The organism is Paraglaciecola polaris LMG 21857, assembly GCF_000315055.1.
GTDB classification, from domain to species: Bacteria; Pseudomonadota; Gammaproteobacteria; order Enterobacterales; family Alteromonadaceae; genus Paraglaciecola; species Paraglaciecola polaris.
Window position 1 is genome coordinate 1 of sequence record NZ_BAER01000138.1, and the last position, 22259, is coordinate 22259.

The 22259-nt window shown below is 42.9% G+C and carries 21 protein-coding genes; 12 read left to right on the plus strand and 9 right to left on the minus strand.

The window, feature by feature from the left end; translation table 11 throughout:
* Positions 1–946: 946 nt before the first annotated feature.
* A complete protein-coding gene (gene pssA / locus GPLA_RS21895) occupies positions 947–1783 on the minus strand; it encodes a CDP-diacylglycerol--serine O-phosphatidyltransferase (RefSeq protein ID WP_007107215.1) in 837 nt (278 codons plus the stop codon).
* A 375-nt stretch (positions 1784–2158) separates the two neighbouring features.
* Between pssA and xdp1 the strand changes: the two genes are divergently transcribed.
* Both xdp1 and prsT read left to right on the plus strand, forming a co-directional pair.
* On the plus strand, positions 2159–2944 hold the full coding sequence (xdp1, locus tag GPLA_RS21900) for an exosortase-dependent surface protein XDP1 (protein ID WP_007107216.1): 786 nt from the start codon (positions 2159–2161) through the stop codon (positions 2942–2944).
* A gap of 157 nt (positions 2945–3101) precedes the next feature.
* Positions 3102–5897 (plus strand): XrtA/PEP-CTERM system TPR-repeat protein PrsT, encoded by a 2796-nt coding sequence (prsT, locus tag GPLA_RS21905; RefSeq protein WP_040515699.1) that lies wholly within the window; start codon positions 3102–3104, stop codon positions 5895–5897.
* A gap of 104 nt (positions 5898–6001) precedes the next feature.
* Here prsT and clpB read toward each other — a convergent pair whose 3' ends face one another.
* The 3 genes from clpB to rluD form a co-directional block, all read right to left on the minus strand.
* The gene (gene clpB, locus GPLA_RS21910) at positions 6002–8578 is read right to left on the minus strand and encodes an ATP-dependent chaperone ClpB (RefSeq protein ID WP_007107218.1); all 2577 of its coding nucleotides are present in this window, start codon (positions 8576–8578) and stop codon (positions 6002–6004) included.
* 123 nt (positions 8579–8701) lie between these two features.
* Positions 8702–9439, minus strand: a complete 738-nt coding sequence (pgeF, locus tag GPLA_RS21915) for a peptidoglycan editing factor PgeF (protein WP_007107219.1) — start codon at positions 9437–9439, stop codon at positions 8702–8704.
* 3 nt (positions 9440–9442) lie between these two features.
* Positions 9443–10426: a 23S rRNA pseudouridine(1911/1915/1917) synthase RluD gene (gene rluD / locus GPLA_RS21920; RefSeq protein ID WP_007107220.1), complete on the minus strand. Its 984-nt coding sequence runs from the start codon at positions 10424–10426 to the stop codon at positions 9443–9445.
* Positions 10427–10602: 176 nt separating this feature from the next.
* On the opposite strand from rluD, the gene GPLA_RS21925 reads away from it, so the two are divergent.
* On the plus strand, positions 10603–11367 hold the full coding sequence (locus GPLA_RS21925) for an outer membrane protein assembly factor BamD (protein WP_007107222.1): 765 nt from the start codon (positions 10603–10605) through the stop codon (positions 11365–11367).
* 76 nt (positions 11368–11443) lie between these two features.
* Here the strand turns inward: GPLA_RS21925 and GPLA_RS21930 are convergent, their stop codons facing one another.
* Genes GPLA_RS21930 through GPLA_RS21940 form a run of 3 tightly spaced genes read right to left on the minus strand, consistent with a single transcriptional unit; the run spans position 11444 to position 13344 of the window.
* Positions 11444–12115, minus strand: coding sequence for a ChrR family anti-sigma-E factor (locus tag GPLA_RS21930; RefSeq protein ID WP_007107223.1), 672 nt, complete (start codon positions 12113–12115; stop codon positions 11444–11446).
* Positions 12108–12722, minus strand: coding sequence for a sigma-70 family RNA polymerase sigma factor (locus tag GPLA_RS21935; protein ID WP_040515700.1), 615 nt, complete (start codon positions 12720–12722; stop codon positions 12108–12110). Before GPLA_RS21935 ends, GPLA_RS21930 begins: the two co-directional genes overlap by 8 nt.
* A gap of 55 nt (positions 12723–12777) precedes the next feature.
* Positions 12778–13344: an LON peptidase substrate-binding domain-containing protein gene (locus tag GPLA_RS21940; protein ID WP_007107226.1), complete on the minus strand. Its 567-nt coding sequence runs from the start codon at positions 13342–13344 to the stop codon at positions 12778–12780.
* A gap of 172 nt (positions 13345–13516) precedes the next feature.
* Here GPLA_RS21940 and GPLA_RS21945 point away from each other — a divergent pair, with 172 nt between their 5' ends.
* The 7 genes from GPLA_RS21945 to GPLA_RS21975 are packed head-to-tail and all read left to right on the plus strand — an operon-like array spanning position 13517 to position 18998.
* A complete protein-coding gene (locus GPLA_RS21945) occupies positions 13517–13939 on the plus strand; it encodes a nuclear transport factor 2 family protein (RefSeq protein ID WP_007107227.1) in 423 nt (140 codons plus the stop codon).
* A complete protein-coding gene (locus GPLA_RS21950; RefSeq protein WP_007107228.1) occupies positions 13936–14667 on the plus strand; it encodes an SDR family NAD(P)-dependent oxidoreductase in 732 nt (243 codons plus the stop codon). Before GPLA_RS21945 ends, GPLA_RS21950 begins: the two co-directional genes overlap by 4 nt.
* A 1-nt stretch (position 14668) precedes the next feature.
* Positions 14669–15940, plus strand: coding sequence for an NAD(P)/FAD-dependent oxidoreductase (locus tag GPLA_RS21955; RefSeq protein ID WP_007107229.1), 1272 nt, complete (start codon positions 14669–14671; stop codon positions 15938–15940).
* Entirely contained in the window at positions 15940–16668 is a 729-nt protein-coding gene (locus GPLA_RS21960; protein WP_007107230.1) for a DUF1365 domain-containing protein, read from the plus strand. Before GPLA_RS21955 ends, GPLA_RS21960 begins: the two co-directional genes overlap by 1 nt.
* Position 16669: 1 nt before the next feature.
* Complete coding sequence (locus GPLA_RS21965) at positions 16670–17923, plus strand: SAM-dependent methyltransferase (RefSeq protein WP_007107231.1); 1254 nt, start codon at positions 16670–16672, stop codon at positions 17921–17923.
* Positions 17924–17960: 37 nt separating this feature from the next.
* The gene (locus GPLA_RS21970) at positions 17961–18434 is read left to right on the plus strand and encodes a chalcone isomerase family protein (protein ID WP_007107232.1); all 474 of its coding nucleotides are present in this window, start codon (positions 17961–17963) and stop codon (positions 18432–18434) included.
* A gap of 9 nt (positions 18435–18443) precedes the next feature.
* Complete coding sequence (locus tag GPLA_RS21975) at positions 18444–18998, plus strand: DUF3833 domain-containing protein (protein ID WP_007107233.1); 555 nt, start codon at positions 18444–18446, stop codon at positions 18996–18998.
* Between the two features lie 71 nt (positions 18999–19069).
* On the opposite strand, the gene GPLA_RS21980 is transcribed toward GPLA_RS21975, so the two are convergent.
* Together GPLA_RS21980 and pomA are read right to left on the minus strand one after the other, a co-directional pair.
* The gene (locus GPLA_RS21980; protein WP_007107234.1) at positions 19070–19987 is read right to left on the minus strand and encodes a flagellar motor protein MotB; all 918 of its coding nucleotides are present in this window, start codon (positions 19985–19987) and stop codon (positions 19070–19072) included.
* A gap of 3 nt (positions 19988–19990) precedes the next feature.
* A complete protein-coding gene (gene pomA / locus GPLA_RS21985; RefSeq protein WP_007107235.1) occupies positions 19991–20755 on the minus strand; it encodes a flagellar motor protein PomA in 765 nt (254 codons plus the stop codon).
* Positions 20756–21095: 340 nt separating this feature from the next.
* Between pomA and xseB the strand changes: the two genes are divergently transcribed.
* Entirely contained in the window at positions 21096–21347 is a 252-nt protein-coding gene (gene xseB / locus GPLA_RS21990) for an exodeoxyribonuclease VII small subunit (protein WP_007107236.1), read from the plus strand.
* Positions 21348–22238, plus strand: a complete 891-nt coding sequence (ispA, locus tag GPLA_RS21995; RefSeq protein ID WP_007107237.1) for a (2E,6E)-farnesyl diphosphate synthase — start codon at positions 21348–21350, stop codon at positions 22236–22238.
* Positions 22239–22259: the final 21 nt, after the last annotated feature.

Genomic DNA, 22259 nt, shown 5'->3' on the forward strand with positions numbered 1-22259 from the left:
TGTGTCGGTGCAGCTGTTGTAGCGGCTGTCCCGAAGCGAGATGCGCATTATAGAGATACAAACCCTTAGCGCAACCCTTATTTCAAAAAAACCGTTCGACCGCTGGTTTTATAAACAATGTGACTATCTTTAGGGCACATTGCTTTATTTATCAGCAGGGACTGTGCAGTTCAAATAGAAACCCGCCCCTTATAACAGCTACTTGTGAATCAATAGTCGGTAATATAGATAATAATTTCAGCACACTTAGCATCTGAACAGTAACAAGCAGCTAACTTTTAATCGCCTATATATAAGCGGGCATATTTGCCGACACGAATAGTGGTTATTGGCATCTATGGCTTTTATCGCTCGAGATAATTTTGCTGTTTCTGATTCAGTTGTCAAAAGTCACGATACTGTTAATAGATAATTAGAAAGGAATTATATGCACAATGACTTAATGAAGGCTTGGCGAGTTATGGTTATTCATGCCTGGAGTACGCACTACCCTTTCTTAGAACGGTGCCACTAATACGGTAGCGAAGTCAGGTTACGCCATTTAGTTAAATGGAAGCCTGTTGCATGGTTTGATAAAACAGGACAATCCCAAATGGAATTTAGCGGCGCTAAAGAGCGCACAGTGTAATCTAACAACTACGAAACCGAAGTTCATAGCAGTTATGGGTAGATTACAAGAAGTGTAGCTAGCGTTCCGAATTCACATTTTAATATTACATATACTTCTCACACAAGATTCGTTACCAGCGGATTTAAGCACGCTCGAAGCCATCAAGAACGATACGTATTATTATCGCGTTAAAATTGGTCATGGAATTCATGCAAAGAAAACTGACAGGGAGAAAATAAAGACTATCAGGCCAAATGAACGACCTGATAGTGTTTTAGAATACTGAATTGTCCGGGCTAACATAACAAGCCTGCGCTTATGTTATGAATAAGCGGATTACTTTTCTTTGCTCGGAGAGTCTTGCTCGTTATCTTTTGACTCTGGACTTCCATTTTGCTCTTCGTTTTCGTCTGACATAAAGTCTGCATCGTTTTCGTCTGCGTCCCCTACTACGTGTTCAAGCTTCACTTTATCGACACTGCGGAAAGTATTAATCGGCCCAGCGAGTGCGTACAAGGCAAATACGACAAATAAGACTAAAGCAGGTTCAGTCGCTACCACAACGAATATCAACATGATCAGCAACAGGGCAACAAACGGTACTTTGCCATGCCAGTTAACTTCTTTAAATGAGTTATATTTAAAGTTACTGACCATTAATAGGCCTGCGAGACTGGTCACTAGCGCGACTATCACGCCGTAATCGTCTCCATTGACGTCATATTCTCCACCAACCCACACTAAACCGGCAACAAGGGCCGCAGCAGCTGGACTGGCAAGTCCTTGAAAGTAACGTTTGTCTGCAGTACCAATTTGAGTATTGAAACGTGCGAGTCTTAAGGCGGCGCCTGCCACATAAATAAAAGCAGCTAACCAGCCAATTTTTCCTAGGCCACTTAGTCCCCAATTGTACGCTACCAATGCTGGTGCCATACCAAACGACACCATATCGGCCATGGAGTCATACTCAGCACCAAACTCACTTTGCGTATTAGTCATACGCGCTACCCGGCCATCGAGTCCATCAAAAATCATCGCTACAAATATAGCAACGGCTGCGGCTTCGAAGTGCCCATTCATAGACGCGACAACGGCGTAAAAACCAGAGAATAAACCAGCAGTGGTTAATAAGTTAGGTAAAAGGTAAATACCTTTTCGCTTAGATTCGGGCATAACAGCTCCTTTGGTAAAATAACGGCGCCAAGATAACATAAACGTTTAGTGTTAGTTATTGGACAATTTAAAAAAACAGTAAGATTACGCCACTGCTTTTTTATTGTTGTATATTTGGCGTATCAGTAAGCATACCTATTATACGTATTTCCTATATTCGCTTATACAACAAAATGTATAATATGATCACTGTCGATGTATGGAGTCACAAAGCTGACCACTTGTCTGATTTCTTTACATGTTTATCAACGCTTCATTATGAAAGTTAATAACCAATTGTATTGTAAAGATTATTTATCGGTGGCATGAATAGTGCTATACCGCAACCATAAGAATTTATAACACTCAGCATCTTTAAAGGACTGGAAGGTTAATATGAAGAAATTATTTATTTTGCGCAGTGCAGCGCTAGCGGCATCGCTAATGACTATGTCATTTGCTAGCTTTGCTACCGAGACCACTTCTTGGAATTTCAGAACTTATAATGGTAACGATTATGGGACTGGCACCGGCACTAATTCGTATGGCAATACATTGAACTTTAGTTCTTCGGATACTAATTTGTCAGTAACGGCTTGGGCGGATACTAATGAAATTAGTGGTCCGGACACAATTGAGACTGCTACTGCAGCCAATAATTCTTATGGTTTGCTTAACTACAACCGCAACAACGATCTTCATTACGTTGATAATAGTACTGATACCGACATGTTGTTATTTAGTTTTGATGATTTCGTTAATATTTCGGAAATCAACATCGGTTATATTGGAAGGTACGACAACGGATCGTTGGCGGGTTCAGACATTAGTATAGCAGCCTTTAGTGATGTGCCTACCTTGTCCGGAAGTACTTGGAAGGAAGTATCTGAAGCTACTAATTTGCTTTACAGCGCAAATTTCGCCTCATTGAATGAGGGAACGAATAATATTAATGTAGACAGTGAAATCGAAGCGCGTTATTGGTTAATAGGAGCATACAACAGTAACTTTGGTGATACTTTCAACTTCCAAAAAGATTACCTCAAAATAGCTGGTATAACTACAATCGCTGGTACAGGACCAGATCCTAAGCCACCTACAGATGTTGCGGAACCTAGCTCACTAGCAGTGCTGGCTTCGTTCGGTCTATTTGCTGTGTGGCGTCGTCGTAAAACTGCATAAACACTTTTAAAGTTTTGAAAACCTCACTTTGTGAGGTTTTTTTTTGCCTTAATACGTACGCTCATATAAACGCATCTATTAAATAGCCGAGGCATTCGGGCGAAATATATCGTAATATTTTACTCATGCATTCTAAGGAAAAGAGTCGACCTAACTTATGAAACTTTGTTCATTACCCATCTCGCTTAGCGCCATTGCATTTTGCGCTGTATTACCCTCTTTGGCTTTCGCTGACACATCAGAGAATTATGAGAAAGCACTATCTTCGTTCAATCAAGAAGCGTTCTCCGAATCTTACATTCACCTCAAGAACGCCCTACAAGAGTCGCCCTCTCATTTACCATCGAAACTGCTAATGGGTCGCGTTTTATTAGTGGACGGCTATGTTAATGATGCTATCACGGAGTTTGAAGAAGTGATGGCTGCTGGCGCGGATTTAAATTTGGTACTTGTACCACTAGCGAATGCCTATCTTATTAGCCGCAGGTTTGATGCACTTATAGATCTGCCAACACCGCGCAGTTTATCTTCATCAGTAAAACTCGATGTTCAACTATTAAAAGCGGCGGCGCATATTCAGAAAAAGGAACTCGAGCAAGCAAAGTCGATTTATGAGAATGCCCAACTTCAGTTAGGTGAAAACAGCAATATATTAAATGGATTAGCGCAGATAGCACTTTTGAATAAAGAGTATGCTCAAGCTAACCAATATCTAGATAGCGCACTCTCAATCGACGACAAAAACTCAAAGAGTCTAATGATGCGTGGTTTGGTATTACAAAGCCAAGGCAAAAGTGACAAAGCACGAAACCAGTTTGAGCTTGCTTACCAATTTGATGACTTCGATCCAACCATTAAACGCGCGCTCGCAAATAGTTATGTAGAAGCGAATATGCTCAGTAAAGCTGAGGAGATGATTGCGCTCATTGAAGAGCAGACTTCTGGTGACTTGCAGACACAGCTATTAAAAGCCCGTGTATTAGCGATGCAGGAGAAAAGCTCTGAAGCCGATGCCTTATTGGCCCAGCTTAATCAAATGTTGAGCTTAGCGACTGAAAAAAATAAAGAACAAACAAGCTGGATCAGCTTAGTTGCTGGCATAACCGCTTATATTAATAAAAATTACGAAGTCACCGTACGGGAATTAAGCCGCTATATTAAATCAAGCTCTGCTCCTCCCGAGTTATTAGGCATGCTGGCCGAGGCGCATATTCGACAGGGTGACTCAAAGAAGGCTATGGAGTTGCTTGAACTCAATGAAAGTATTGTACTTAACAGCATTCCTGTATCGTCTTTATTGTGCGACCTGTATTTAGCCAGTAACAAAGTATTCAAATGCAATAGTCTTGTTGAAGAACTAAAGCAAGAACATGACATTAACCATACCGTCATTCTATTAGAAGCAAAGTTGCTGGTGCGCCGAGACAAGATTGATGAAGCACTTGCTCTATTGAACAACAGTAATATTGATACGAGCGCAGAAGATGTTCTGCTTTTTAAAGCGACACTCGAAGCCAATAATCAACGTTATGCAGAAGCGTTATTATCCGCTAATAAATTGATTGAATTACAATCTGATAATTTGAATTATCAGAACTTACATGCCGATCTGAATATTCGTTTAGGCAATTACCAACAAGCTACGACCTCTTTAAACAGCGTACTCTCAAAAGATCCAGAAAACATAGCAGCGCTTATGAACTTATCTAGAGTGCAATTTACACAAAACCTGCTTCCAGAGTCTCACCAAACTATTGATAAGGTAGTCGCTCTCCAACCCACGAATATCACAGCTCTCGTCTTGCGTGCGCAAATATTAGTTAAACAACAGAGCCTTGATAGTGCTATCGAAAGTCTGCTTACAGCAAAAGCTGTTGATCCTAACAAAGCAGCTCCCCATGAATTGCTAGCGAATATTTATCGCCAACAACAGAAGTATTCAGTCGCGTTAACTGAAATGAATGCTCTTTTGAAAATTGATCGCTTAAATTCTGCGTATATATTTGAGAAAGCAAATTTACTGATAGCGTTAGATGAACCGCAAAAAGCAAGAAGCCAATTAGACATTATATTTGGTCAATGGTCAGGTGACGCTCCTCGACTGGTTGAGTTAAGTCGATCTCAACTACAAGCAAAAGATATTAATGGCGCAAAGTTGAGCCTAGAACGAGCCTCAACTATTGCCCCCCAATACGCATTAGCAAAACTTGAATATGGACAATTACTTATTCGCCAGGGAAGTTTACCCGAAGCTAAAACCGTTATTGACAACATGCAAAAAGACTTTGCAAACAATCCAAACGTATATGTATTACAAGGCAGTTACTTCACTGCTATAAATAATATCGACCGAGCCTATAGTGCGTATTTTGAATCTGTCACTCTAAAACCCGACTTTACTCTGCCTCTTATAGAGTTATATAAAATAGCCAGTCAAGGTCATCATCAAGAAGAGTTCAAACAGTATTTAAGTAATCACTTATCCGTAAACAAAGATGCGCACTTCCAAAGACATTTACTTGGCGATTTACTTTATATCGAGGACGATATGCAGGCCGCTGAGGCTCAATACGTGAAGCTGCTTGCAGTTGAAAATTTACCGAACAAAGCGCGCATATACAACAATTTGGCATTAATTAAGGCTAATGCAGAGCCTAATAAAGGGTTAGAGTATGCTGAATTAGCAGTGGAACTGGTGCCAAATTCAGCGGCGATTTTAGATACAAAAGGCTGGTTATTGGTTCAAAATGCTCGATATCAAGAGGCATTAACGACACTACGAACAGCATTTACCATGCAATCAAATGATCCCTCTATTCGCTATCATCTAGCCGCCGCCCTAAAGGGACTAGGCAAACCTGAGCAAGCGAGAAATGAGTTAAAACAAGCACTTTCCGGTACGACTCCATTTCCTGAAAAACAGGAAGCTCAAGCTTTGCTAAAAACTCTATAAGTTAGATGCTTGTTAGTTAAGTCAGCATTCGGTTTAAAATAACAAAAACGGCTACCAAGGTAGCCGTTTTTGTTATGGGCGGAAAAGAAATCAACATCTAACTGTTAATTAATGATGAGTCCATTTTCATCTGCATCAATACTGACCACACTGTCAGCAATGAGTTTTCCTGATAAAATCTTCTGTGCCAGTGGATTTTCAATTTCCATTTGAATCGCTCGTTTTAACGGACGCGCCCCGTAAACAGGATCAAACCCTGCTTCCGCGAGTTTTTGTAACGCAGCATCGGTTAATTCTAATCCTATGCCCTTTTCTTCTAAACGTTTGCGCAAGAACTGTAATTGCTTACTGGCAATAGAGGTGATTTGCTCGAGTCCCAAAGGATGAAATACAACCGTCTCATCGACGCGATTTAAAAATTCAGGTCTGAAATGCGTACTCAGTACATCAAGCACAGACTGCTTCATTTTTTCGTAATCATTCTCACTGTGCTGCTCTTGAATAATATCTGAACCCAAATTAGACGTCATAATGATAACAGTATTTTTGAAATCAACGGTGCGACCTTGTCCGTCGGTTAAACGACCATCATCGAGTACTTGAAGCAAAATATTAAATACATCAGGATGAGCCTTTTCTATCTCATCAAGCAAGATGACCGAGTAAGGCTTACGGCGAACAGCTTCAGTTAAATATCCACCTTCTTCATATCCTACATAACCAGGAGGAGCTCCCACTAATCGAGATACTGAATGTTTCTCCATAAATTCTGACATATCAATGCGTACCATGGCATCTTCAGTATCAAACAAAAAGTGTGCAAGGGTTTTACATAACTCGGTTTTACCCACCCCTGTTGGCCCCAAGAATAAGAAAGAGCCTATGGGTTTATTCGGATCAGCGAGCCCCGCACGTGAACGACGTATCGCGTTAGACACGGCATTGACCGCCTCACTTTGCCCCACCACGCGCTCGTGTAGTGCACTCTCCATACTCATAAGCTTGTCTTTTTCACCTTCGAGCATTTTTGATACAGGAATGCCCGTCCAGCGTGAAAGCACATCAGCGATTTCATTTTCCGTTACGCGGCTTTTCAATAACTGATGTTCGACAGACTGAGATTCACTCTCAGTCGCAATTTCAAGCTTACTTTCAAGTTCAGGTATGCGGCCATATTGCAGCTCAGACATGCGGCTTAAATCGGATGCTCGACGGGCGATTTCTAAATCCAATTTTGCTTGCTCAAGCTCAGCACGAATATTCTGCGTACCTTGCATGGCTTGTTTTTCTGCTTTCCAGATCGTTTCCAATTCAGAAAACTTGAACTCAGCCTGTTCTCGCTCAATTTCAATAAGCTCTAAGCGTTTATGACTTGCGTCGTCTTTCTCTTTAGCTAGGGCTTGTTCTTCGAGTTTTAGCTGAATGATACGGCGCTCGAGCCTATCCATATCCTCAGGTTTGGAATCCATTTGCATACGGATACTTGACGCTGCTTCATCGATAAGATCAATGGCTTTGTCAGGCAATTGTCTGTCACTGATATAACGATGAGACAAAGAAGCTGCGGCCACAATAGCGGGATCGGTTATTTCTACAGAATGATGTAGCTCGTAACGCTCCTTCAAACCACGCAATATCGCAACGGTATCTTCTACGCTTGGCTCTTCCACCAGCACTTTCTGGAAACGCCTTTCGAGTGCCGCGTCTTTTTCAATAAATTGCCTATATTCATCTAATGTTGTCGCGCCGACACAATGCAATTCGCCTCGCGCCAAAGCGGGTTTGAGCATATTGCCCGCATCCATTGCGCCTTCGCCTTTACCCGCGCCAACCATGGTGTGTAATTCGTCAATAAATAGAATGACGCGGCCTTCCTCTTTAGCCAGTTCATTTAACACCGCTTTTAAACGCTCTTCGAACTCACCACGGTATTTTGCACCTGCGATTAACGCTCCCATATCCAGGGATAAAACCCGTTTATTTTTCAGTCCTTCGGGTACTTCTGAGTTAATAATCCGCTGAGCTAGTCCTTCTGCAATCGCGGTTTTACCCACACCTGGCGCACCAATCAACACAGGATTATTTTTGGTCCGGCGTTGTAAAACTTGTATAGTACGGCGGATTTCATCGTCTCGACCAATAACTGGATCAAGCTTGCCCTGCTCTGCTCGTTCCGTTAGATCTGTGGTAAATTTTTCAAGCGCTTGACGCACATCTTCAGCATTAGGGTCATTAACCGTTTGACCGCCGCGCATATCCTCTATTGCTTTATCAATAGCGTCTTCGTTAGCGCCAACTTGGCGTAGCAAATCACCAAGCTTTCCTTTGTCTTGCGCAGCGGCTAAGACAAATATTTCCGACGTAATAAACTTGTCTTTGCGCTTTTGCGCGATTTTATCGCTCAGATTTAACAGTACAACTGTTTCTTTGGCTAACTGTACGTCGCCTCCCACACCTTCAACACGCGGAATGTGATCCACCGCCTCAGCTAATGCCGAGCGTAACGCGTTGACATTGACTTTGGCATGTTCAAACAAGGAACGTACAGAGCCACCCTGCTGGTTCAGCAAGGCGGTCATCAAATGTACAGGTTCAATGTATTGGTGGTCACGCCCAAGCGCGATGGATTGGGCATCTGATATGGCAAGCTGAAACTTGCTGGTAAAACTATCTAAACGCATATGCCACTCACTTTATAATGGATTAATAATTAACCTATTAATGGTGTGCGGCTGAGAATATTCAAGCTTTGGAAAGATTTTTAATCAAAGATTATTGCGCTAGATCAAGGAAATAAAAGCTTATTAAGAGTGCAAGTAGATACCTGACACCATGCGTCCGGTATTACTTATACCTTGATGGGTAGCACGTCGATGAGAAAAAAACTGCTTTTCGTTTTTATAGGTGCACATATCCGCCGTGTAAATATCGCTGATCCCCAACGCTGCTAGTTTGGCTTGGGCAATAGCCTGTAAATTAGCCTGGTATTTACCTTCACTTCGCCCCTTAACAAAGCAGTGGCTGTAGTGTGCAAAACGGTTCAACACGGTTTCGTTCACTTCAAAATTGACCTGACTAATATGCGGGCCAATCCAAGCGAGTATATCCGTTGGGCTGCTTCGCATAATTTCACAGCTATTCTCAATGACCCCATCAGCTAGCCCCTTCCAGCCTGCGTGCACAGCAGCAACTTCATTGCCTTGTTTATTACACAAAAGAATCGGTAAACAATCAGCCGTCATCACAGCACAAACCACATTAGTCAAAATTGTACGACTTGCATCAAAACGCTGATTCTGTGCAGAAGCAGCATCCAATGTCACGCAGCCAACGCCATGAACTTGCTCTAACCATTTGATATTTTGATATCTAGGTAGGTTTTGACGATTCATTTGCACAGCGAGATGCTCGTCGCCTACGTGCCCCCCTACATTCAATGAATCATAAGGGAACTCACTGACACCGCCGGTCCGAGTAGTAGAAAACGCCCGCACGTTTGCGGGGGCAGACCACTGAGGAGTGATAAAATCAAGTGTCGACATTAGCTACACTAGGTCGTCCGGATTCAGTGCGGTATCTTCTTTTAACACCGCCAGCAGGTTAACAAAATCATCAGGAAGTGGCGCTTTAAACGACATCCACTCACCAGTGATAGGGTGCTCAAGCTCCAATTGAATGGCGTGTAAGGCTTGGCGTTTAAACCCTCGAATGGTCTCTATCATAATGTCGCTTGCTGCTTTAGGTAAACGCGGACGCCCACCATATGCTTGGTCTCCCACTAGAGGGTGACGTAAATGCGCCATATGTACGCGAATTTGATGTGTTCTGCCTGACGCCAGCTTTAAACGAAGATGCGTATGGGCGCGGAACTTTTGTTTAACTCGGTAGTGCGTCAAAGCAGGCTTGCCTGATTGCACTACCGCCATGTTGGTACGTTTAGTTGGGTGGCGGCCTATTGGCTCATCAATACTGCCACCAGCAATCAGATTGCCATACACCACAGCCTCGTATTCTCGGCTTATTTCACGGGCTTGCAGCTTTTCAACTAAATGAGTTTGTGCAGGGATCGTTTTAGCCACCACCATTAAACCCGTGGTGTCTTTATCCAATCGATGCACTATGCCGGCACGCGGTACACTGCCTATATCAGGTACATGATTAAGTAACGCATTCAAAATTGTGCCATTGGCATTACCTGCCCCAGGATGCACAACGAGATTAGTCGGCTTATTGATGACAAGAATATGCTCGTCTTCATAGACAATGTTTAAATCAATATTCTGTGCGCTGTGTCGCTCTTGTACTTCAATGCTGGCATCGATTTCAATTAACTCTTCACCAAGTAACTTTTCTCTTGGTTTGTTCACTATCTGACCATCGACCGAGACTTGATCAGCCAATATCCAATCTTTTATTCGAGATCGTGAATAATCAGGGAACATTTCAGCCAAAGCTTGATCCAAACGTTTACCTAATAACGTTTGCGGCACCATGGCCTGTAGTTGTATTTTTTCATAGCTGGTAGACATGCAAAGGAGACCCTAGTAGTGTTTCTGAACGATTTATATGTGCATAGCCCAATACGCTGGGTTAGAATATGCAGCTGTTATCGGTTCAATAAAACCCTATTCTAACGGATTTTTGTCAGCAATGAATCGACGAACGCTTATCGCAAGCATAAATAAGAGCAAATAAGATAAATATGATGAGAAAGTTATCGTTACCCAAGATTTTTCTAGCCGCAGCGATTATCGCGATAAGTGGCTGTTCGTCCTCTCCCGATGAAGAAGAAGTCGTTGTCAATAACCGTAGTGCTCAATCTTTGTATGAAGATGCTAAAGAAAAAATGGCAATTGGTAACTTCAATGCCGCTACCGCAACCCTCAGTGCATTAGACTCAAGATACCCATTTGGCCCGTTATCGAATCAGGTTCAGTTGGACTTGATTTATGCTTACTACAAATCAGGTAAAGTGAATGAAGCTATTTCGACGATTGATCGTTTCACTCGCTTAAACCCAAATCATGCTGATGTTGATTACGCTATATATATGCGTGGATTAACCAACATGGAATCTGACAAAAACTTATTCCAAGAATTGGTCGGTATTGACCGTTCAGATCGTGATCCAAGTAAATCCCGTGAAGCATTCGAAGATTTCAGACGTTTAATCGAAAAATACCCAGACAGCAAATATGCCGCAGACGCACAAAAGCGTATGCTGCACATTAAAAGTCGTCTAGCGAAGTATGAAATCGCTATTGCACGTTTTTATATGCGCCGTGAAGCATATGTAGCCGCAGCAAACCGCGGTCGTTACGTGCTGGAGTACTACCCAGATACAGATCATGTGCAAGAAGCACTAGAAATCATGGTGGAATGTTACGATCAACTTAAGCTCGATGATTTGAAAAATAACGTGATGAAAACCCTTAAACTTAACTATCCAGATAGCAGCTTTATCAGCTAGCTCGATACCTAAGTCAGTCATACAAAAAAACGCGCTCAAGGCGCGTTTTTGTATCTATATATAAGTTAACAGAGGATTATTTAAAAAATAACTGGCTGAATGGATTTAACAGCCGAGCCAAACCCGATGTGAAATGTAAGGGCTTGTCTACCATAGTAAATACCAAGCAACCTTCGTCAGCTTCAGAAAACGGCATATGTTTATTGCTACCGTCCATAATCGTAAAGTCCCCGCAATCGTAGTCAGCTAACCCGTCGCTAAATTGACCATCAATCACTAACGTAAATTCTGTCCCCTTATGTGTGTGTTCAGGTACACGGCCACCTTTTTCCATATAAATAAAGTTAGCTTGTCCTTCTTGACCTAAATCAACAGGCGCCTGCCATAACTTACCTACTAAACGCGACCAGTTGCCTGTTTTACGGGTATAGCGAGCAAGAGCTCTTGGCAGAGCAAAGTGACGCCCATCCAACTCCAATAAATTACTGACAGGTTGCACTCTGGCTGGCTCAAAATCTGCTGTTTGGGTGATTTGCAACATCATGTCTTTGAAATCTTGCTCGACAACAACTGAGTCAACAGGGGCTGCGAACACTTCTGCGCTTAGCTCTTCTTGTGCCTGTGTCGTTAACGCTTGGCAACGAGGGCACATATCGACATGAGCTGAAATCATCAGTGCCAAATTAGTCGGGCACGTGCCTTCAGCAAAAGCACGAAGGTGTGCTAATTGTGGGTGGAAATTAATCATTATCTTTTAACATCTCTTTCAGGCGTTGCAGGGCCAATCGAGTTCGAGATTTAACCGTGCCAAGAGGAATGGACAGTTGGTCTGCGACTTCTTGTTGCGATTTACCTTCAATATAAATAGCTTCGATGACAACACGTTGTTTTTGCGGCAGTTCATCAAACAACTGCCCGAGTTCTTGAAGGATAACTTGGTCATCAAGAGCAACCTCGTTAACATCTGCGGTTTGCTCACAAAGAATGGGCCACAGATCATCAGCACAAATGTCTTCTTTACGATTTCGTTGTTTGCGCAACATATCAAAGCGTATGTTGCGCGCGATGGTAAAAATCCATGTAGAAGGCGCGCCCTTATCAGCATTAAATAAGCGTGATTTCTGCCATACGTTAGACATGGTGTCTTGCACTAACTCCATGGCGAGCGCTTCGTTACCCATTTGCTTCAATGCATAAGATCGAAGTCGTGGGGCGAAATAATTGAATACCTCAGCAAAAGAACGTTTACAGCGGGCCTGCCCAACCAAAGCTAAATATGCAGACATTTCGTCAGCACAATCTTTAGGGACAACTGCATTTGAATGTTTTGATTCCAAAGGGATTCCGACAAGCATCACTTTTCACCTGTGTTTGCGATTAGGCTTTATACAGGCTTATTGGTGAAAAAGATCATTTCACCAATTGTGTCAAAAAATCGATCGTTTTGACATAGTCACTTTGCTGAATAAAATGTTGTTTTTGTTCAGCAGAAACGGGTAGAAGCTCTAACCAGCGATAGATCACCCAAATCGGATTGTCAAAACTAGGCGATGGGTACAGCGCTTGAATCTCCGGATACTTTTCAAAAATATCGACGAGTCTCTGTCGAATCAAAGATGCATCGGTTTGCGGTTGCACTTGCCAAGCGGGTAGCAAGGTACATTGCCCTAAGCGCAAACCGTCATGCTCGATGTCTATATGCTGAATTGAAAAACATTTTTCACCTTCTACAGTTATTCCAAGTAATCCATCACTTAACAGATCAAAATCAATCACCTTAACCAGGGTTCCTACCGAGTGGATATGCTCATTGCGCGTTTTATCGCCGTTAGCATTTAACATACAAATGCCAAAGCCAGTCTGCGCCGCACAGGCATCTTTAACCATGCGCACGTAACGTGGCTCAAAAATACGTAATGCCATGCGCCCTTGAGGTAATACGTGAGCGGACAATGGAAACAAAGGTAAAGTAAACATATTCAGATTTAAACAGCGATACTCTAATAGTCGTTAGTCTTTGATACGCCATGATAAAGATTTGGATCGTTGATAATGCAAAATTAGTTAAAAGGTGATCTAAAATTCGATTTAACTCCTAATACTATGGATACCCAGTCAACATTCGTCGACGAATAATGAGTACGTATAAATGGATGCAGTAGAACATTTCGTGAAATTTTATAAGAAGCTAGACAACCAGTCGCTCACCGAGCTTGCCTTGCTGTACAGCGATAACATAGTGTTTGTCGATCCGGTTAGAAAACACCAAGGCTTACCAGCCATGCGCCATTACTTCGCCCAGCTACTGCAAAATGTCAGCACATGTACATTCGACATATTACAGGTTGATAAGGCGGATCCCACAGTCACCGTCACTTGGGTGATGCATTTTAACCATCCTAAACTCAAAAGTGGTAAGACCGTCAGTGTTGATGGTATTAGCCAATTGGTCATTACTAACAATAAAATTAGTTACCAGCGGGATTATTATGATTTAGGCAGCATGCTATACGAGCATATTCCATTAATTGGCTCGTTCATCCGCTATCTCAAAGGAAGATTAGCAACATGAAACGGATGTTAGTCACAGGCGCCACTTCCGGAATAGGCGAAGCGTTAGTAAAACTCGCGGCGAACAAAGACTACAGGGTTATCGCCTGTGGACGCAACGGCGAAAAGTTAAACACACTTAGCACGATTCAAAATGTGTCAGCACTTAAGTTCGATGTTAGCGATCAACAACAAACGCTGAATGCGTTGCGACACACCAGTGCAGATATTTATGTACTTAATGCAGGCGTGTGTGAATATGTCGAAATAGACACTTTTGATCCTGCCATGTTCAGACGTGTATTCGAAGCCAATTTTTTTGGTGTGGTGAATTGCATAGATGCACTGTTACCCCAGCTCGTTACGGGTAATCAATTAGTCATAGTGGATAGCATGGCTCGCCTTCTACCGTTCACCCAGAGCCAAGCCTACGGTGCAAGTAAAGCGGCATTGCATTATCTAACTAAAACGATGGAAGTCGATTTAGCGTCCCGGGGGATCATAGTACAAAGCGTATCGCCTGGCTTCGTAGCCACCCCCCTCACAAATAAAAATGATTTTGATATGCCCATGCGTATTTCAGTGGATGAAGCCGTCGCAAGCCTATTACATGGCATAGAAAAACACACGAGCAGTATCTTTTTTCCAACGATATTCGGCATGCTACTTCGTACGCTTTATCGGCTACCGAGTTCACTCAAAGTCGCATTAAGCAAACGAATGAAGAATAACAAACAGGACGTAAATTAAGATGCGTAAGCGAATTGCCATTATCGGTAGCGGAATTTCAGGACTTACCTGTGGTTATTTACTCCACAAAAAGCATGATATCACTGTGTATGAAGCCAACGATTATATCGGCGGTCATACCGCAACAAAAGACGTCACTGTCAAAGGGCGTGATTATGCCATCGATACCGGTTTCATCGTATACAACGATTGGACTTACCCTAACTTTATAAAACTAATGGACACATTACAGGTTAAAAGTCAGCCAACTGAAATGAGCTTCAGTGTCAAAAACATGGAGCGAAACCTGGAGTACAACGGCAATACTATTAATAGCCTATTTGCTCAAAGACGTAATATTTTTCGCCCCTTTTTCTGGCGTATCGTAAGAGATCTACTGCGTTTTAATAAATTGTGTAAAGCACAAGATGCAGAAAGTATTGATAAGCAACAAAATTTATTTACCTTTCTAACCGAGCATCAGTTTAGTGACGCATTTATCTATAACTATATATTGCCAATGTGCGCGGCAATTTGGTCCACTAGCGTCGAAGATATCAAAACGTTTCCTTTCCAATTTTTCTTACGGTTTTTCAATAATCATGGCTTGCTCAATATCACGGTCCGTCCCCAGTGGTACACGCTTGTCGGCGGCTCAAGAGAATACATTGCCCCTTTAACAAAAGGATTCGCCAATAACATTCAATTACGCACCCCTGTCACGAGTGTGTCAAAACGAGAGCTCGGTTATCAAGTAAATAACGCTAACGGCAGTGCCCATTACGATGAAGTGATATTTGCCTGTCATAGCGACCAAGCACTGAGCATGCTCGATAATCCTGGTATCCCTCAGCGGGAGCTTGTCAGTAATATTTTGGGGCCGATAAAATACATTCCTAATGAGGTGATTTTGCACACAGACAGCAGCGTCCTTCCTAAGCGTAAACTTGCCTGGGCAAGCTGGAATTACGCCATAGCGAATGAAAATAAAGCCCATCAGTCCCCAGCGGTTCTCACTTACAACATGAACATTTTGCAATGTTTAGCGTCTGATACTACCTTTTGCGTCACGCTAAATGACCGCAGTAATATTGCCAAAAATACGATATTAGGGGTTTATCAATACGCTCACCCACAATTCAACGAAGCGGCTATACATGCCCAGTCGCGACGAGACGAAATATCATCCATCAATGGTTTACATTTTTGCGGCGCTTATTGGTACAACGGTTTTCATGAAGATGGGGTACGCAGTGCCTTAGATGTTTGCCAACACTTTGGTGAAATGCTTTGATGCAAAGCGCTATTTACAAAGGTCGAGTTTTTCATGCTCGCCACTTCCCTAAGAAAAATTCATTTAATTACGATATTTTTCTAATGTGGCTCAAACTTGACGAACTGAATGAAGCAGAAAAAAAAGTGCGTTATTTTTCTGCTTCACGCTGGGCACCGTTGCAATACAAACGCCAAGATTATCTAGGCGACAATAGTGAACCTCTTGAGAAAAGTGTACTGACACGCATGAGTGAGCTAGCTGCAAAGCCACTGAGTGGCGATGTGTATCTACTTGGGCAAGTTCGCACCTTTGGGTTGTATTTCAGCCCTGTCAATTTTTACTATTTACGCCAGCCTGATGGTGAATATAGTCATATGTTGGCTGAAGTCAGCAATACCCCATGGAACGAACGGCACCACTACTTAGTGGACTTAAACGATCAGCAAGACTCCCAAAAAGCGTTTCATGTATCCCCTTTCAATCCCTTGGATATGCAATATAAATGGTCGGTTATGCAACCCTCTGAAAAACTTAATTTAACGCTCAAGTGTGTCAAAGACATCACTCATTTAGATACCGGGTTGAATTTAACCCGTGTCGAATTGAACTCTAAATCAGTATTACGCGTATTGATATCAATCCCAAGCATGGCGATTAAAACGGTCGTCGGTATTTATTGGCAGGCAATAAAATTATTTATCAAACGTGTGCCGTTTTACGCCCACGCAACTCAAGGTAAGAAGTAATATGATGAACAGCGAACAGACACTGCAAGAAATAGATTCCCTTTCTTGGCAAGATAAAATCAGCCGCCAAATCATGTTGAAAATATTTGCCAGCTTGCCTGAGGGAGAAATGGTGATCAAAGAAAACGGTGTGCTGATTGATGTCTTTGGTGAAAAAGGCTCAGACCTGCATGCTGAAATTAACTTTCTCGATTTGCGAGCATATCGCCGTTTGCTTTTTGGCGGCAGTGTTGCCTCTGGCGAAACCTACACAGATGGTATGTGGACCACACCCAATTTAACCAATGTCATTCGTATTTTTGCTCGTAACTTGCCTATGCTCGATCGCTGGGAAGGCAAAATGGAATGGTTGGCTTTACCCCTTAGAAAGATTGCCCATTTAGCCAAACGCAATTCCGCCGGTCAGGCAAAAAAGAACATCGCTGATCATTACGATTTAGGCAATAAATTGTATAGCCGCTTTCTCGATCAAAGCATGATGTATTCATCAGCAATTTATCCCCATCAAGACGCTAACTTGCATCAAGCACAGCAACATAAATTGAAAACAATTTGTGAAAAGCTGCAATTAACACCAAACGACCATCTATTAGAAATTGGCACAGGATGGGGCGGTCTAGCCATTTATGCCGCTAAACATTACGGCTGCCGTGTCACGACTACCACCATCTCAGAAGAGCAATATCGCTTCGCCGAGCAATGGGTCGAACAAGAGAACTTACAGCAACAAATCACCTTGTTAAAAAAAGACTACCGCTTGTTAGACGGTCAATACGACAAACTGGTGTCAATTGAAATGATTGAAGCCGTTGGCAAGGAATATCTAGGGACATTTTTTCAGCAATGTTCAAACCGCTTAAAGAAAGACGGAATTATGCTACTGCAAGCCATCACTATCAGTGACCATCGCCTCAATAGCTATGCTAAAAGCGTAGACTTTATTCAAAAGCATATTTTCCCTGGTGGCTTCTTACCGTCTCAATTGTTAATTAATCAGCATTTAAAAAAGCACACCGACATGATGATCCGTGATCTGCATGATATCGGTTTAGACTATGCAAAAACGCTGCAACATTGGCATCAAGCCTTTAACAACAACATAGATGCGCTATCCCAAGACGGCTACGACGAGCGCTTTAGCAACATGTGGCGTTATTATTTTAGTTACTGTGAAGGTGGCTTTTTGGAGCGTACCATCAGTACCGTGCAACTAGTATTAAGTAAACCCGCCTATTCGGCACCGCTAAGTCGATAATATGATGCCATTTCCAGCGACTATCGCACTTTGCATAATGTTACTTTCCCCTGCCACATATGGTGCATCACCGATAAGCCTTTTAAAGCCCGTCGGCAGCGCTACCTTGTCGGTGGTGTTCTGGGATATTTACCATTCCACCCTATATAGCAGCGATGGCAACTACACAGACGCCCAACGACCAGTTGCACTGCAAATAGAATATCTACGGGATATCGACGCCGAGGATTTGTTAGAGGCAACTGCCGAGGAATGGGACAAACTGGCTATTGCAAAAGACGTTTATCAGCCTTGGCTTAAAAATCTCCGAGTCATTTGGCCTGATATAAAAGAACATGACACGCTTTTATTTGTCCTCAAGAGTGACCAGAGCACAGAGTTCTATTTTAACCATACACGGCTTGGTAGCTTTGATGATAAAGACTTCGGGAGTAATTTTTTACGTATTTGGCTAGATCCAAAAGCCAGCTATCCGAAACTGCGCAAACAACTGATCGGCAAATCAAAATAGGTGAAAATCATGTACTCCATAAAAGTCCTTCTTATCTCCGCAAGCCTACTGTTACTCAATGCTTGTAGCACGGCTATAGATGAATACCGAGGCTCGACCCCGACCTTCTCGCTAAAAGATTTTTTTAGTGGTGAGTTAACGGCCTGGGGAATAGTGCAAGACTATTCAGGTAAGCTCACACGTCGATTCTGTGTGGATATCACCGCGACTTGGCAGGGTAATAATGGGCAATTTAACGAAGAATTTTATTTCAATGATGGTACACGCCAAACACGGATATGGGACATATCTATTAACCCTGATGGCTCAGTAATCGGCAGTGCTGGGGATGTAGTTGGCCAAGCCTCAGGTTCATCCCAAGGCAGTGCATTTAACTGGCAATACACGTTAACGGTCCCCATGGATGGAAACGAATACGATTTTGCCATTGATGATTGGATGTACGCTTTGGATGATAAACGCATGATGAATCGTTCTTACATGAAAAAATTCGGTGTGACGGTTGCCGAGTTCTCAATATTTTTTGATAAGAGTGCTCGTTTGCCTTCGTGTACTACCACGTAAACAGACGGACATTTACCGTCATGAGCAAATGCAAAACGCCCCGTAAGTTGGGTCGTTTTTTGATTTTATGCTTACTCAACTATCGAAATAGGTTCAGACTCTTTGGCTTTACCTTGCTTAACGGCAATTTCGACTCGACGATTACGGCTTCTAGCTTGAGCGTCATCGTCACCTAACAAGGGGGCCGTATCCGCTTTCCCCACCACAGCCATTCGGCTTTCGTCAAACCCAGGGGCTTTGCGCAACTCTTCAGCTACAGCCACCGCCCGCTGCGCAGATAAATCCCAATTTGAACGATACAATTCGTTAGAAATCACTAAGCTATCACTGTGGCCTGAAATTTCAATATCACCGGGCATATCCGCCAGTAAGATACCTATTTTACGCAGAATAGGCTTAAATTGAGGTTGTAAAAATGCCGAGCCCGCGGAGAAGGAGCCATTTTCACGAATGCGAATAATCAGTTGCTGCCCCAATGATTCCATTTCAATTGCCCCATCTAGAATCTCTTTCTCTAGCTGTTGAGCAACTTTTTTCATCTTCTCGTTAGCTTCTTCTTGGCTCGCTTTAGTACTTGATGTGGATTGCTCGCTTGCAGTTTGTTGAGCTGCGCCGCCTTTTTGCTCACCTCGTTGCTTTTGACGACCACCGGCAGAGTCTTCGTTACCAGCCTGAAATTCTAGCATTTGCTGGGTCATTTCTATGGTTTGCTGCTGGATTGTTTCAATTGGCGTTGGATCTGGCCGCCCAGGTCGAAACTCCATGGCAATGACACTGGTGCCTTTGGGGATATCTTTTACTTCGATCTTATTCTGCACGCCAAACGCGAACTTCATGGAACCAGCAATTTGCTTAAATTTGAGTACATCCATTTCTGAAAACGACAACAACAAGACGAAAAAGCACATCAGCAAGGACATTAAATCGGCAAATGTACCCATCCATGCTGGCAAGCCAGCGGGTGGGCATTTTGGGCATTCGTCTTCCATGACTTATGCGTCTTCCGTTGCTTTGCCGCGTTTGCTCGCAGCTAAATAATTTTTCAATATGCCTTCGATGACCCGTGGATTTTGCCCATCAGCAATGCCAATAATGCCATCCAAAATGAGGCTTTGATTGAGTTTCTCTTCCACCGCTCGATTGCCCAACTTTTCCGCTATGGGTAGACACACCACATTCGCTAACACCGCCCCGTATAGCGTGGTTAACAGGGCTACCGCCATCGCTGGACCGATTGACTTAGGATCGTCCATATTCGATAACATGGCGACCAAACCGATAAGCGTACCAATCATTCCCATGGCGGGGGCAACATCCCCCAGGCCTTTGAAGATACTGGCGCCAAACTCGTGTCGTTCCGTGGTCATGGAGATGTCTTTGCCCAATGTGGCGCGCACAACATCTACATCGTGGCCATCAACCAACATATCGACGCCTTTTTGCATGAATTCATTTTCTATTTGTGCTTCTTCTAAGGCTAAAAAACCGCCTTTACGAGCGGCATCTGCCATCTCAACAATTTTTTCAATTTGCGAATCAGGTGACTCTATTTTGAACATAAACGCTTTGCCAGCAATTTTACCTGCCCCAAAGAATTGTCCTAAAGTGAACTGAGATAACACCACAAATAGACTGCCGCACACAACGATCAAAATAGATGGGACGTTAAAAAACATTCCTAAATCACCGCCTAGCACCATGGCCATGATCACGAAACCAAATGCGCCAATCATGCCAATAAGGGTTGCTAAATCCACTATGTACTCCCATCAAAAAAAATGTATTACGCGAAATAAAAATGGAGTCGAGTTCTAAAAACGACTGTTAAATAAATTACTAATCACAGGGTATGCGTTTAGGTTATTGACTTGGTTAGTCATTTTATCGACAAAGTTGAAATAATCTATAGTCCATACGTACAAATCCTTGTCAATATAGCGCTATATCTCCTTCGCTTCTTGCCATACTCATTTAATTAAGCATTAATTTACAGCGTTCGTTCGTGCTTTGTGGGTTGAAAAAGGTTTGACCACTATTTACCCCTCAGGTAAGGTGCGCTCAACTCGTAAAGAGCATGACTAAATAGAAGCGAAACCTATGACCAGCCGTAAAAAAACCGAAAACTTAAGCTTTGAAGAATCAATGCAAGAGCTCGATGACATAGTCAATCAAATGGAAGAAGGTGAGTTGAGTTTAGAAGATGCCCTGGGGCGTTTTGAGCGCGGTATCCAATTAGCCCGCCACAGTCAAAACAAGCTCAAACAAGCTGAACAGAAAGTTCAAATATTAATGGGTCAAGACGAGCAAGCGCCGCTAGCAGACTTTGATCCCTCCAATGCCCAAGATTAAATGACCTTTGAGACCCAACAAAAACGTGTACATCAACACGTAGATACATTACTTCAAGCACAAATTTCCGGATTAGGGGATCACGCTCCGACCCTAAAAAGTGCCATGCAATACGCATTATTGATGGGCGGGAAACGTATGCGCCCGTTTCTGCTTTATGCCACAGGTGAAGCATTGGGCGTAGAAGAACAAGACCTAGATGCTCCCGCTTTGGCTCTTGAATGCGTTCATGCATACTCGTTGGTACATGATGACTTACCCGCAATGGATGACGACGACTTACGTCGCGGTCATCCCACCTGTCATATTCAATTTGACGAAGCCAGTGCCATACTCGCAGGCGATGCCTTGCAAACCCTCGCCTTTGAAATCATTGTTAACCACCCCTTATCTGATTTTGCTAATCAGCAACGAATTGAGTTAATTAGAATATTAAGCCGAGCGTCTGGCTATTCTGGTATGTGCGGCGGCCAAGCAATTGATCTTGATTCAACCAATAAACGTATTAGTCAGTCGCAGTTGGAATTGCTACACAGCAAAAAAACTGGCGCGCTTATTTTGGCGGCAGTAGAGATGGCCTGCGTACTTAGTCCGAACATAACGGATGACAGCAAAGCGCTGTTGAACAAGTATGCCCAGACCATAGGCTTAGCATTTCAAGTGCAAGACGATATCTTAGATGTAGTTGGAGACTCAGCAATTCTAGGCAAACCTCAAGGGTCTGACCAACAACAAAATAAAAGTACCTACCCTGCATTGCTTGGTATTGAAGGCGCTCAGCGTTATCTCAGTGAACTTCACCAAGAAGCACTTCAAGCTTTGCGTGCTTTGCCATACAATACACAGGTGCTGAGATCGTTCACCGATTTCGTCATTCATCGTAATCACTGATTACGAACGATACATCATCAT